The sequence below is a fragment of the Mailhella sp. genome (assembly GCF_057866825.1).
Map to the genome: position 1 here is coordinate 1 of NZ_DBMAHT010000055.1, position 12,699 is coordinate 12,699.

Genomic DNA, 12,699 nt, shown 5'->3' on the forward strand with positions numbered 1-12,699 from the left:
AACATGCGCACGCCGAAGTACACAAGCAGGCCGAGAATAATCAGATTGAGCACGCCGCCCAGCATGCCGCCGCCCATGCCGTGGCCGCCGAACAGGGAGCCCAGCAGCGTGCCGGCAAGAAGACCGCCGAACAGGCCGCCGAGAAGACCGGTGTTGTTGCGGGCCATGGTGGCGGCGCCGCCGTTGGCCGTGCTGGCCATGGGGGCCTGACGCTGCACCGAGGAGGAGCCTCCGCGGAAAGCGCCGGAAGGCGGCGTGGCCGGCCGGCTCATGATGGAGGAACTGCCGAAGCTTCGCCCGCCGCCGAGACGTGCGGCATCCGCATAGTCAGGCATGGAGAAGGAGAGCGTGGCGAGGCAGGCCGCGCAGAGGGCGAAAGTTTTCCATTTGTTCATGTTCATTCCTTATGGGCTGAGTTATCGACCATCCGCCCCGAAACGGAACGGGTACAGTCACCAATACCATAATCACGAAAAGCGCCGCTGGGAAGAGCCGAACGGTCCTTTTCGAGCAAAGCATAACGCGGAAATATTACCATCCCATGGCACGGGCAAAAAGAATTACCGCGGCGAGGGCCAGAAATCCCAGCACGAGGCGCTGAAAAAGCTGCTGATTGATGCGGCGGCCGAGACGCACGCCCACAAGCTGCCCCAGAAAACAGCCCGCCACGCCTGCGAGCGATATCTGAAACAGCGTCATGGTGTACAAACCGGCAACGGCCTGCGAAAGCACGGAAGCCACGCTGGTGAACACGTAGAACACGCTCATGTTGCCACGCGCCCTGTCGGCAGACCAGTGCTTCATGAGCACGTAAATGCCGAGCGGAGCCCCCACCATGGCCACGGAACCGCTCACGAAGCCGCAGACGAGACCGCCCACAATGCCGATGATCGTGGAATCCGGCAGGCGGTACGAGGCCGCTTTGTGGAAGCACTGCATGACGATGAAGCAGGCGAGTATGGCGCAGACCATGAGCTGAAGGGTCTGCATGGAAGCCACACGCAGCACCAGCGCACCGAGAACGCAGCCCGGCACCGCGCCGATGACAAGATCGCGTATCTCCCGCCAGCAGCACGACTTGCGGTAGGAATAGGAAAGATGAATCGTGCTGTAAAACCCCGCAAGGCAGGAAACAAGCACGGCGTCGCCGGGAGAGAGCACCGCCGTCATGAGGGGCATGGCCACCATGATGGTGCCTATGCCCGTGGCCCCGCCGACAACGCCGCCGAAGCACCAGCCCAGCCCGACCATGAAGCACGTCCAGAAAAAATCCATAATTCCCCCTCGGGTCTGAGTGTGGCTCAGCGCGCAGATTGCAGATTGATCGCCGTAAATTGAGCAGAGTTATACTCTGGCTATTTCGCCTTGTCCAGACGGGAACAAAACGATTTGCGCTCCCCACGGCGGGTCCTCGCCGTCGCGTCCGCCTTTTTCCGTCTCCACCGTCCGCCCCCTTCACGCGCGCCGCGCGGAGACCGCCCCCACCTCCGGCAATCCCCGAATGCTTCCGCCGCTCCCGGCGGATGAGTTCGACGGACGCGTTGCCCGCACTCGAAGCCGCGCCTGCTCTGCCCTGGCGTCTCACCTGCCCTTTCCGTCGGCTTGCCCATCATGATGCCGCATGTGATTTTCTCCAGCCGCTGCTCCGTTGCGTCATCGACGCGCGCATGCATGCGGTCCGGCTTCGACAAATCCGCGCATTGCCCGCGCGACCGGCGCACTGAATCTGCGCCCCTGCCCTTCCGCCGCCTCTGCCTCCCCCGGACGAACCTCCATGAAAAACAGTCCTGCGGCTCGCCGACTATGCCCGGCCGCTCTGCCCTGCCCCGAAACTTCGCTGCCGTCAGGGTAGCATCTCCTGCCCGGTTGATGCTTCGTGCGCCAGGCCCGACTGATGTTTTCCCCCGCGGATAAAAAAAACAGGACGGAAGGCGGAGCCTCCGTCCTGTCGTTCTCAAGGGAGGAAGATCGCTCTTCCTCCCGCCGTTGTTCTTATTCTTCTTCCCACTTGATGAAGCCGGGCTTCACGTCGGTCATGGCGTTGACGATGAGTTCGACAAGGCCGCCGTACTGCATGCCGTTCTTCTCAAGCAGATTGTTCTGTTCGAGCAGTTCGCGGATCTGGCCCTTGCAGTTGGAGCAGGGAGCGCAGATGTACTTCTTGACTTCAGGACCGAGGCAGTCCTTGAAGGCGCCGCAGATCTGTTCCATCTTTTTACGGCCGGTGATGTTCATGCGCCATTCGTTGATGTTGTTGCGCGTCATGATGGCGAAACCGGAACCGCCGCCGCAGCAGTAGTTTTCCACGCCGTGGGGCGTCATTTCACGGAACTGCGGGCAGATGGCGTGCAGAACGTCGCGCTGAGGCTTCACCACGCCCATGAGACGAACCAGGTTGCAGGGGTCGTGCAGGGTGACGGGGAAGTTGTTGCGGCTGGGATCGAGCTTGAGGCGACCGCCGAGCACGATGTCGCGCAGCACCGGGAAGCAGCTTTCGCGGGGAATGTTCAGGTCGGGCGGCAGGATGCGGTCGGCAATGACGGTGAGGGCCTTGTGAGCGTGACCGCATTCGCCGAGCACGATCTTCTTGACGCCGAGCTTCTTGGCGGCTTCGGCGTGCTTGATGGCCACGCGGGCGGCCTGCACGTCGTCGTAGAACACGCCGTAGTTCACGGAGTCGTAGCCGGCGATTTCGGAGCTCAGGGTCCAGGACAGACCGGCGGCTTCAAAAATGAGGGAGAAGGCCGCGATGTTGTCGGGCCAGGCGAGCATTTCGCCGGCGTTGTGGATGAGCAGAATGTCGGCGTTCGGCACGTCCCAGGGGGTCTTGAATTCGTATTCCGTGGTTTCGACGTAGTCTTCGTCGATGAATTCCACGGTTTCCTGAACCACGGAGGGATTCATGCCGGTGGAGGAACCGACTTCGAGCTGCAGCTTGGTGCCCTTTTCATGCAGTTCGCGGGGGTTCCAGCCGAATTCCTGGCTGAAGAGTTTGCGCAGTTCGCGGGCGACGAGGCCGTTGTCCACGCCGATGGGGCAAACCTGAGCGCAGCGGCGGCACAGGTTGCAGCGGTAGGAGAGTTCGGCCAGACGCACCACGGTCTTCCAGTTGAGTTCGGTGTCGCCGTAACGCCACTTGGCGAGGGGTTCCTTCTTCACATACTGCTTGTAGATGCGGCGGAACAGCTCGGAGCGGAAGTTCGGGCGATACATTTCATGCCCGTTGGTCATCTCGTACAGATGGCAGGCCTCGGAGCAGGAGTTGCACTGCGCGCAGTAGTCCATGGTGGTGTCGAGCATGGCAAGGCAGGTCCAGTTGTTCTCGGGAGTGAACAGCTTGCGCACGCCTTCAAGGAAGCGATTGACGATCTCTTCTTCCTCGGCCTTGGTCTGAGGCACGGGAATGAGCAGAACGTTGATGTCGTCGAGCAGGCAGCAGTACTGCTTTTTCTGCTCGTCGGTGATGACCTTCCAGGGGAAGGTCTGATAGTCCACGGGCATGGGACGAAGGGTATTCACATCAACCGTGGTGAGCAGCCCTTCTTCCCTCGACAGATCATTAAAGGTAAGTTCCTGCGAAGTTTTCATGTATGGAGCTCCTTAGTCCTGCTTCTCGGGGTTGGAAGTGGCAACCTCAGCCCAGGTCTTCTTGCCGTCGCCCTGAACATGCGGGGCGCGCCAGCTGACGGGCAGGTTCAGGTTGTTGGCAAGCTGCTTCTGAAGCTTGGGATTGTTGATGGTGGGAGCATCGCCCCAGCGGATGTCGTGCCAGGTGAAGTACTTCATGAAGAGGTGGCCCAGGAAGCTGTAGGGCACCCAGAAGAACATGAAGAAGCCGATCAGCAGATAGAGAACGTAGAGGGGAGTCAGTTCCATGGCAGTGAAGGTGAACATGCCATAGATGAAGCTGTTGCCCATGAGGGCGAAGTCGTACACGCCGTGACCGAGGCACAGCATGAGGCCGAACAGGCCGTACACGCCGAACAGACCGAGGTTGAAGAAGTGTTCGTTGGTGGTGTACTTGCGCAGACCCTTGTCGCACAGACGGCGCTGAATGAGGCCGATGGAGCCGAACAGGATGCCGGCAAAGCCGAACACGTCGCAGATCACGGTGATCACGGTGCAGAAGGTCACGAAGCCGTCGGCGCCGGCGAGCATGCCGAGGGCGGACAGAATGGTCATGCCCATGGCGCCGATGAGAAGGTACAGACCGATGTGGAAGGGATACGTGCGCACCCAGAGAGTGCGGTTGTGTTCCCACACGGCCTTGAGGAACAGAGCTTCAATGAGGAAGCCCTTGAGAGCGCCGACCATGCAGCTGCGATGCTTGTCTTTCCACCATTCGGTGTTTTCAAGGTAGCTGCCGCCGTATTCGACCTTTTCAGGGTCTTCATGCGCCACGGGATACAGTTCCCAGCGCAGATGCTGAGGTTTCTTGAGATAGCCGATGATTCTCATCAGAGCCACGGCCACGAAGGCTATAACCGCCACATAGGCCAAACAGTAGAAAAAGATGCTCATGGTTGTCTCCTGTCGCGTTGTCCGCCAACTTGCATCCTGACAGGGGCAATCTGCCCCGGCCACATTTCCGCACCACGCTTCCAAACCGCCCGCCGCATCGCCGTTTTTAGGGATAAAAGTATGTGGAATTATTCCACATATTTCCCGGCGAGAGCTATTGCCGGGGCGGCCGGACCGGCGCAAGGATGCACCGGAGGAAAGCTGATGAAGATTACCTCACAAAGCGCAAAAAAACAAGTCTGCGCCCACAAGAACTTTCACAAGGTGACAACGAACAGAGAGGCCCGCCGAGGAAAGTCTTGCTCACCATCCTATTAATAAGTACACTGCGCCTGAATTCAAGACCCGGAGGACGGATGTACGTTTATCTCATCGGCGCAGGCCCCGGCGATCCCGGCCTGCTCACCTGCAAAGGCAGAAAGGTTCTTTCTGAAGCGGACGTCGTGGTGTACGACTATCTTTCCAGCGAGGAGCTCCTCGCCCTGGCCCGGCCCGATGCCGAACTCATCTATGTAGGCAAAATCGCCGGCAATCACGCCATGAAACAGGGCGACATCAACAAGCTGCTCATCGCCAAGGCGAAGGAGGGCAAGGTTGTTGCGCGCCTCAAGGGCGGCGATCCCTACATTTTCGGACGCGGCGGCGAAGAGGCCGAGGAACTCGTGGACGCGGGCGTTCCCTTTGAGGAAATTCCCGGCATTTCCAGTTCCATTGCCGGTCCGGCCTACGCGGGCATTCCGCTCACGCACCGGGCCTATTCGTCCTCCGTCACCATCATCACCGGTCACGAAGATCCCACCAAGCCCGGTTCCGTTCACGACTGGAAGGCTCTCGCCCGCAGCGCCTCCACGCTGGTCTTTCTCATGGGCATGAAGAATCTGCCCGACATCGCGGCCAAGCTCATCGAGTCCGGCATGGACGGGAATACGCCCGCGGCCCTGGTGTACTGGGGCACCACCGACAGGCAGCGTTCCCTCGCCTCCACGCTGGCCGATCTGCCGGACGCCGCCGTGCGCGAAGGCTTCACCAATCCTTCCATCATCGTGGTGGGCGACGTGGTGCGCCTCAAGGACAAGCTCGACTGGTTCGAGAAAAAGCCCCTCTTCGGCCGCACCGTGGTGGTCACGAGGGCGCGCGAGCAGGCCAGCGGCAGCGCCGCGCTTCTGGCGGAAAAAGGCGCGCGCGTCATTCAGTTCCCCACCATCAAGATCGTTCCCATGCCCGACTACGCCGAACTCGACGAAGCCGTGAGTCATCTTTCCCGCTACGGCTGGGTGGTGTTCACCTCGGTGAACGGCGTGCGCTTCTTCCGGCAGCGCCTCTCCGCGCTCAAGCTCGACGCCCGCGCCCTCGGCTCCGTGAAGGTGGCCGCCATCGGCCCGGCCACGGCGAAGGCCGTGGAAGAAATGGGCATTCGCCCCGACCTCGTGCCCTCCTCCTACGTGGCGGAAGGCGTGGCGCAGGCCATGCTCGAACTCGGCATGAAGGGACAGAAGGTGCTGCTGCCCCGCGCCAGGGAAGCCCGCGACGTGCTGCCCCGCGCGCTGCGCGAAGCCGGAGCCGACGTGGACGTCATTGCCGCCTACGAAAACGTGCCTTCCGAGGAAAACCGCGACAAGGTCATGGAAGCGCTCGAAGCAGGCACGCTCGACTGCGTGACCTTCGGCTCTTCCTCCACGGTGCGCAATTTTCTTGCCTCCATTCCGCTCGACGAGCTGAAGAAGCATCCGGGCGTGCGCTTTGCCGCCATCGGCCCCGTGACTGCGGAAACCATGCGTTCGCTGGGGCTTGAGCCCGACATTCAGTCGGAATCCTTCACCATTCCCGCAATGGTGGACGCCGTGTGCGCGGCCTTTGCGCACAAGGAGCGCGCATGACCCTCAAGCTCGGCATTCTCGCCTCGGGCAGCGGAACCAACGCCCAGGCCATGATCGACGCCGCAGAAGCAGGCAGGCTCGACGCGGACATCCGCATCATCATTGCGAACCGCCCGGGCGCGCCGGTGCTCGACCGCGCCGAGAGGCACGGCATCGCGCATCTGTGCCTCGATCACAAAACCTTTCCCGACCGCGAAACCTTCGACAGGCGCATGGTGGAGGAACTTACCGCCGCCGGCGTGGACACCGTGGCCCTTGCCGGCTACATGCGCCTCGTCACGCCCGCGTTTCTCGACGCCTTTCCCGGCCGCGTGCTGAACATTCATCCCGCCGTGCTTCCCGCCTTTCCCGGCACGCACGGCGCGCGCGACGCCTGGCAGTACGGCGCCAGGTTCAGCGGCTGCACCGTGCACATCGTGGATCCCGTCATGGACGGCGGGCCCATCATCGTTCAGGCCACGCTTCCCGTGCGTCAGGACGAAGACGACGAAGCGCTGCTCAATCGCATTCACGTGTTCGAGCACCGCATCTACGTGCAGGCGCTGCAGTGGCTGGCCGAAGGCCGCCTGAGCCTCGACGGCCGCCGCGTGCTCCTTGCGCCGTCGAGCCGTCCGCAGGCTCCGCAGCCGGAACTCGCCCTGATCTGGCCGCCGCTGGAAGAAGGTTTCTAACGCTTTTTGCCGGAGCCCCCGGCTCACATCGCGCGGCGCTGCCGCGCCCACACGGCTGACCTTCAGCCGAGGGAGATTGCATGAAAGCTCTTCGTTTTTTTGCCGCATCGGCCCTGCTCGCCTGCCTGTGCATGAGCTCCGCCGCCTTTGCGGCCGACGACGCACCCCGCAAGGCGGAGCGCCGCACCCCCGTGGTTGTGGAATTTGAAGGCGACGACAGCATCGGCGTGGCCCTCTTCAACAGCCTGCAGAAAAAAATCAACAGCTCCAATCCCGCCAATCCTCCGCGCGAGGCCAAGTTCCGCATTCTGCTTTCCACGGCGGCGGAATTTCCCTCCCGTCCCGGCGTGGGCTCCGTGTACGCCGTGGTCTGGACACTCGCCCTTTCCGAAGGCTCCATGGAATACTATCTCGTGCGCGATCTCGGCATCGTCACGCCCGACACCGTGGACGAAGTGGCCGACCGCATCGTGAGCCGCACCGACGGCGTGTCCGCCCGCTACGGCTATCTCGACCGCGAAAAATAAGCGCCTTCCGGGCGGGACGATGCAAACGTCCCGCCCGGACCGCGGATGTGCTCCGCAAAAAACCTCTTTTCCCCCGCCCTTTCCGCGACGCCGCGCAGCGCTTCCCCGGCGGACACCCCTCTTTCTTCGGCGCAGGAACGCAAGCCTTTCCGCAGGCGTCCGCAAAAACGCCGCCGCTTCCCGCCTCCTCCCGGCGCGTTCCGAACAAAACGCCCCTTCTCCCCACGGCGCTCCGCCCTCTTTTCCGGCCCGCCCTCACGCACGGATGGCATCATGAACGCTCTTCTGAAACACCTGTCGGACTGCTGGCGCGACGGTCACAGAGTCGCCCTCGGCATTTTCCGCTTTCTCATTCCCATCGTCGTGCTCGTGAAGATTCTGGAAGAAAGCGGTCTCATTCCCTGGATCTCGCTCCCCATGCGTCCGGTCATGGATCTCGTCGGCCTGCCCGCGGAGTTCAGTCTCGCCTGGATCTCCTGCATTCTGGTGAGCATGTATTCCGGCCTCATGGTGCTCATTTCCCTTGCGCCGCAGCTTCCCGAGCTCACCGTCGCCCAGACCACGGTGTTCGGCGTGCTGGTGCTCATTGCGCACAGCCTCATTCTCGAAGTGCGCATCGCCGGACAATGCGGCGTGTCCATGCCGTTTCAGTTCTTCCTGCGCCTCGGCTCGGGCATTCTCGCCGCCTTTCTGCTGCATCTTGTTCTCGACGGCTTCGGCCTGCTTCAGCAGCCGGCCGCCATTCTGCTTTCCGCCGGGGCCACCACTTCCTGGAGCGACTGGCTGATTCAGCAGGTAAAAACGCTGGCCGAAATGTACGTCATCATCTGCGCCGTCATGCTGCTGCAGCGCTTTCTCGACGTGTTCCACATTTCCGACTGGATGGGCCGTCTGCTCGGCCCGGCGCTGCGCCTGCTCGGCGTTTCCCCCAAGGCCGTGTCCATCGTGGTCATCGGCTTCACCATGGGCCTGCTCTACGGCAGCGGCATACTCATCAAGAACGCCCAGCAGGGCACGCTTTCCCGTCAGGACGCGCTCTGCGCCATCTCCCTGCTCGGGCTTTCCCACTCCCTCATCGAAGACACGCTGCTGCTCACCCTCGTGGGCGGCAGCCTGTGGGGCCTGCTCGGCTTCCGCCTCGTGTTCACGCTGGCGGCCGGAGCGCTCATCAACGCCTTCTACCCTGCCCTGAAGCGCTTCGCCGGGACAGATCGCGAGGTTTCCCATGAAGACACTGTGGATCAATGCCGGTGAAATTTCCGGCGACCTTCAGGGCGGCGCGCTGCTGGCCGCTCTGCGCGAAATCACGCCGAAGGACGCGCTGCGCGTCGTGGGCATGGGCGGCGACAATCTGGCCCGCGCCGGTCAGGAAAATCTGCTGCGCGTGGAAGAGCTTTCCGTCATGGGCCTTGTGGAAGTGCTGACCAGTCTGCCGCGCATCTTCGGACTTCTGCGCCGCATCCGCCGCGAAATGGAACGCGTCCGGCCGGACGCCGTGCTGCTCATCGACGCGCCGGAATTCAACTTCCGCGTGGCAAAGATAGCCCGTGCCCTGAACATTCCCGTCTATTATTTTATTCCGCCCAAGGTGTGGGCCTGGCGCACGGGCCGCGTGAAATTCCTGAAGGAACACGTGCGCCGCATTTTCTCCATCCTGCCCTTTGAGGTGGATTTCTACCACGCCCACGGCATGGACGTCGAGTATGTGGGCAATCCGCTGGTGGATCTTGTGGATTACGCGTCCATCAAGGACGTCTCCCCCGTTCCGCACCGCATAGGGCTCATGCCCGGCAGCCGCCGCAAGGAAGTGGATTCCCTCATGCCGGCCTTTGCGGGCGCGGCCGCGCTGCTCACGAAAAAGTTTCCCGATCTGGAATTTCACTGCATACGCTCCTCGAACTTTTCCGAAGAGCATCTGCGCTCGCTCTGGAACTGCGACGCGCCCCTCGTGATGCACGACGGCGCAGACCGCTACCGCCTCATGCGCTCGTTTCAGTGTATCATGGCGGCCTCGGGCACGGCCACGCTGGAAACGGGCCTTGCGGGCGTGCCCACGCTCGTGGCCTACAAGGTCTCCCCGCTCTCGTACCAGGTTGCCCTGCGCGTCATCAAGGTGAAGTGGATAAGCCTGACAAACCTCATCATGAACCGCACCGTGTTTCCCGAGCACATCGAAAAGGACGCCGACCCCGAACCCATGGCGCGGCGCGTGGCGGACTGGCTCGAACACCCCGAAAAGCTGGACGGCATCGTGCGCGATCTGGAAGAGCTTCGCGAACGCTGCGGCAAGCCCGGCAGCGCGCATCGCGCGGCGGAAGCGCTGGCCCGGGAAATTTTCTGATACTTTTCCCCTGACGCCTGACCAGCACGCCGACCGCCTGAGCGCGCGGAGAGAAAGACGCGCGGCTTCCCTCGCGACGCCGCGCCGAACGCTTCGCCCCCCGGCGGCTTGGACGCAGCGCCCCGCGATACAGGCGAACGCTTCCCCCTGCGCCTGCCCGGTCACTCCCAAGCAGCCCGCCTTGCTTCTGCAAGTGCGCAGTCTGCAACATGCCCTGCACCGAAAAAACACAAAGGCAGGCATGCCGCTCCGGCACACCTGCCTTTCCTTATGTCCGGCGTTTCCCGGGAGGATGGAAACGCCGGAATGCCCGCTGACTAGATTTCGCTTTCCGGAATGCCGCAGGCCCGGGCCACGCCGATGCCGTACGCCGGATCAGCCTTGAAGCAGTGGCGGATGTGACGCAGCTTGATTTCCCTGGGCGCATCGCCCAGCGCTCTTGCCGTGTTGCCGAACAGCGCTTCCTGCTGTTCCGGCGACATCAGACGGAACAGTTTGCCGGGCTGCTCGAAATAGTCGGCGTCGTCGCAGGGATAGTCCCAGCGGGCCGCGTCGCCGCTGATCTTGAGCGGCGGTTCCGCAAATTCCGGCTGCTCGCGCCAGGCCCCCGCGCTGTTGGGCTCGTAGCTCGTGTAACTGCCGTAATTGCCGTCCACGCGCATGGCGCCGTCGCGGTGGAAGCTGTGGTAGGGACAGCGGGGCCTGTTCACCGGAATCATGTTGTGATTGACGCCCAGACGGTAGCGCTGCGCGTCGCCGTAGGAGAACAGCCGCCCCTGAAGCATCTTGTCCGGCGAAACGCCGATGCCGGGCACCAGATTCGCAGGATTGAAGGCCGCCTGCTCCACCTCGGCAAAATAGTTTTCAGGATTGCGGTTCAGCTCCAGCACGCCCACTTCGATGAGCGGGCAATCCTTGTGATACCATACCTTCGTCAGATCGAACGGATGATAGGGCAGCTTTTCGGCGTCTTCTTCCGGCATGACCTGGAAGTACAGCGTCCAGCGGGGGAAATCGCCCTTTTCGATGTGCTCGTACAGATCGCGCTGATGGCTGTCCCTGTCCCGGCCGATGAGCGCTTCAGCCTCGGCGTCCGTGAGGTTCTTGATGCCCTGCTGCGTCTTGAAGTGGAACTTGACCCAGAAGCGCTTGTTTTCCGCATTGATGAGGCTGTAGGTATGGCTGCCGAAACCGTGCATGTGCCGATACGACGCCGGAATGCCGCGGTCGCTCATGACCACGGTGATCTGATGCAGCGCTTCGGGCAGCAGGGTCCAGAAGTCCCAGTTGTCCGCGGCGCTGTGCATGTTGGTGCGCGGATTGCGCTTGACCACGTGATTGAGATCCGGGAACTTGAGCGGATCGCGCAGGAAAAACACCGGCGTGTTGTTGCCCACCATGTCCCAGTTGCCCTGATCCGTGTAGAACTTCACGGCAAAACCGCGGATGTCCCGCTCCGCGTCCGCCGCGCCGCGCTCGCCCGCCACCGTGGAAAAACGCGCGAACACTTCCGTTTTCTTGCCCACCTCGGCAAAAAGCGAGGCCTTCGTGTACTTCGTGACGTCGTGCGTCACCGTAAAGGTTCCGTAGGCTCCGGAGCCCTTGGCGTGCATGCGCCGCTCCGGAATGACCTCCCGGTCGAAATGGGCCAGCTTCTCCTGAAACCAGACGTCCTGCATCAGCATGGGACCGCGGGGGCCGGCAGTCAGCGCATGATTGTTGTCGGCTACAGGCGCACCGGTACCGGTAGTCAGATAGTCGTTCTTATCAGCCATAAGCTTGCTCCTTGGTTGCGCACCATGAAGGTGCCGTGTGAGAAAATTCCCATGACGCCTTTGAGGAAAACATGCCACGGTCGACAATTTTTGTAAATAGTAAAGATTATCATTACTATTTAATATCGTTCATGATACCCTGTTCGCCCGGCCCGGTTCCGCCCTTCTGCGGGCAAAAAATCCTTGCTTTTCGGCACGGCATGCGGCAGGAAAACACTGTTGCACCTTCGCAAAGCACGTTCGGAAGAGCGCCGCAAATCCGCTTTTTCGAGGTCCGCGACGCAGACGGCAAACCGCGCTCCGCTGCGTTGTGCGCCGAAAAAACGCTGCGCGACCAGCCGCAGGCAGGCCGCAGGGCATAAAAAAGCCCCCGGGCCTGAAGCTCGGGGGCAAGCGCATCGTGTGGCGGCGTTTCTCACGCGCCGCGAGGTCGGTTCGCCTTTTCCGGGGGCGAAGCTACCTTTCGGCCACGGCCTGAACGGCCGGGGACATGGAGTTTTTCTCCGCAAGCATGATGCTGGCTCCGGGGTGGGTGGTGGCCACGCGCACCAGCGCATCCTGCGATTCCTGGAAGCTTGCGTACGGGCCGATGGCCATCAGGCCGTCGCGCGTATGCAGCAGGGAGGCCGCGTCGTACAGGCCCAGACGGATGAGGCGGCGCAGCTGCTGCGCCACGGCGTCGGAAGACACCTGCGTTTCCGCCAGCTTGACGAAAAAGGCCTGAGAACTCAGCAGCGGATGACCCTCGCTGTCGCCGACGATCTGGAGGGTCACTCGGGAAACGCCCGTCTCGGAAAGACCGAGACTGTCGGCGGCCGCAAACGACAAGTCGATAATTCTGTTTTTGGAATAAGGCCCGCGGTCGTTGATGCGCACGATGACGCTTTTGCCGGTGGCCTTGTGTTCCACTTTGACCAGTGTGCCGAGGGGAAGCGTGCGATGCGCCGCCGTCATGGCGAACATGTCGAAGGCTTCACCCGTAGCGGT

General features: G+C 62.1%; 10 protein-coding genes and 1 pseudogene. 5 read left to right on the plus strand and 6 right to left on the minus strand.

From position 1 onward, the window contains the following. From ACZM96_RS06610 to ACZM96_RS06625, 4 genes and pseudogenes are all read right to left on the minus strand, one after another. A pseudogene (locus ACZM96_RS06610) lies at positions 1 to 395 on the minus strand (Tim44 domain-containing protein); the annotation flags it as partial. A gap of 136 nt (positions 396 to 531) precedes the next feature. Beyond that, positions 532 to 1,275 carry a sulfite exporter TauE/SafE family protein gene (locus ACZM96_RS06615; RefSeq protein ID WP_489488068.1) on the minus strand — a complete coding sequence of 248 codons (744 nt, stop codon included), beginning with the start codon at positions 1,273 to 1,275 and terminating at the stop codon, positions 532 to 534. Between the two features lie 717 nt (positions 1,276 to 1,992). Continuing rightward, complete coding sequence (locus tag ACZM96_RS06620) at positions 1,993 to 3,588, minus strand: (Fe-S)-binding protein (protein WP_489488069.1); 1,596 nt, start codon at positions 3,586 to 3,588, stop codon at positions 1,993 to 1,995. Positions 3,589 to 3,600: 12 nt separating this feature from the next. Beyond that, the gene (locus tag ACZM96_RS06625) at positions 3,601 to 4,521 is read right to left on the minus strand and encodes a respiratory nitrate reductase subunit gamma (RefSeq protein ID WP_489488070.1); all 921 of its coding nucleotides are present in this window, start codon (positions 4,519 to 4,521) and stop codon (positions 3,601 to 3,603) included. A gap of 356 nt (positions 4,522 to 4,877) precedes the next feature. Here ACZM96_RS06625 and cobA point away from each other — a divergent pair, with 356 nt between their 5' ends. The 5 genes from cobA to lpxB all read left to right on the plus strand — a co-directional run bounded on the left by cobA (position 4,878) and on the right by lpxB (position 9,937). Further along, complete coding sequence (cobA, locus tag ACZM96_RS06630; protein ID WP_489488071.1) at positions 4,878 to 6,398, plus strand: uroporphyrinogen-III C-methyltransferase; 1,521 nt, start codon at positions 4,878 to 4,880, stop codon at positions 6,396 to 6,398. After that, a complete protein-coding gene (gene purN / locus ACZM96_RS06635) occupies positions 6,395 to 7,069 on the plus strand; it encodes a phosphoribosylglycinamide formyltransferase (RefSeq protein ID WP_489488073.1) in 675 nt (224 codons plus the stop codon). Before cobA ends, purN begins: the two co-directional genes overlap by 4 nt. Positions 7,070 to 7,149: 80 nt before the next feature. Further along, positions 7,150 to 7,596 carry a hypothetical protein gene (locus ACZM96_RS06640; RefSeq protein WP_346665114.1) on the plus strand — a complete coding sequence of 149 codons (447 nt, stop codon included), beginning with the start codon at positions 7,150 to 7,152 and terminating at the stop codon, positions 7,594 to 7,596. Between the two features lie 273 nt (positions 7,597 to 7,869). After that, a complete protein-coding gene (locus ACZM96_RS06645) occupies positions 7,870 to 8,850 on the plus strand; it encodes a nucleoside recognition domain-containing protein (RefSeq protein ID WP_489488075.1) in 981 nt (326 codons plus the stop codon). Continuing rightward, positions 8,822 to 9,937, plus strand: coding sequence for a lipid-A-disaccharide synthase (lpxB, locus tag ACZM96_RS06650; protein WP_489488076.1), 1,116 nt, complete (start codon positions 8,822 to 8,824; stop codon positions 9,935 to 9,937). Before ACZM96_RS06645 ends, lpxB begins: the two co-directional genes overlap by 29 nt. A gap of 317 nt (positions 9,938 to 10,254) precedes the next feature. On the opposite strand, the gene ACZM96_RS06655 is transcribed toward lpxB, so the two are convergent. Then, positions 10,255 to 11,712 (minus strand): catalase, encoded by a 1,458-nt coding sequence (locus tag ACZM96_RS06655; protein ID WP_489488077.1) that lies wholly within the window; start codon positions 11,710 to 11,712, stop codon positions 10,255 to 10,257. A 456-nt stretch (positions 11,713 to 12,168) separates the two neighbouring features. Further along, the coding region (locus ACZM96_RS06660) for a septal ring lytic transglycosylase RlpA family protein (RefSeq protein ID WP_489488078.1) at positions 12,169 to 12,699 on the minus strand (531 nt) is incomplete at its 5' end.

Coding starts and splice junctions, on each gene's coding strand:
- ACZM96_RS06615 (WP_489488068.1), bottom strand. CDS start 1,275: ATGGATTTTTTCTGGACGTGCTTCATGGTCGGGCTGGGCTGGTGCTTC.
- ACZM96_RS06620 (WP_489488069.1), bottom strand. CDS start 3,588: ATGAAAACTTCGCAGGAACTTACCTTTAATGATCTGTCGAGGGAAGAA.
- ACZM96_RS06625 (WP_489488070.1), bottom strand. CDS start 4,521: ATGAGCATCTTTTTCTACTGTTTGGCCTATGTGGCGGTTATAGCCTTC.
- cobA (WP_489488071.1), top strand. CDS start 4,878: ATGTACGTTTATCTCATCGGCGCAGGCCCCGGCGATCCCGGCCTGCTC.
- purN (WP_489488073.1), top strand. CDS start 6,395: ATGACCCTCAAGCTCGGCATTCTCGCCTCGGGCAGCGGAACCAACGCC.
- ACZM96_RS06640 (WP_346665114.1), top strand. CDS start 7,150: ATGAAAGCTCTTCGTTTTTTTGCCGCATCGGCCCTGCTCGCCTGCCTG.
- ACZM96_RS06645 (WP_489488075.1), top strand. CDS start 7,870: ATGAACGCTCTTCTGAAACACCTGTCGGACTGCTGGCGCGACGGTCAC.
- lpxB (WP_489488076.1), top strand. CDS start 8,822: ATGAAGACACTGTGGATCAATGCCGGTGAAATTTCCGGCGACCTTCAG.
- ACZM96_RS06655 (WP_489488077.1), bottom strand. CDS start 11,712: ATGGCTGATAAGAACGACTATCTGACTACCGGTACCGGTGCGCCTGTA.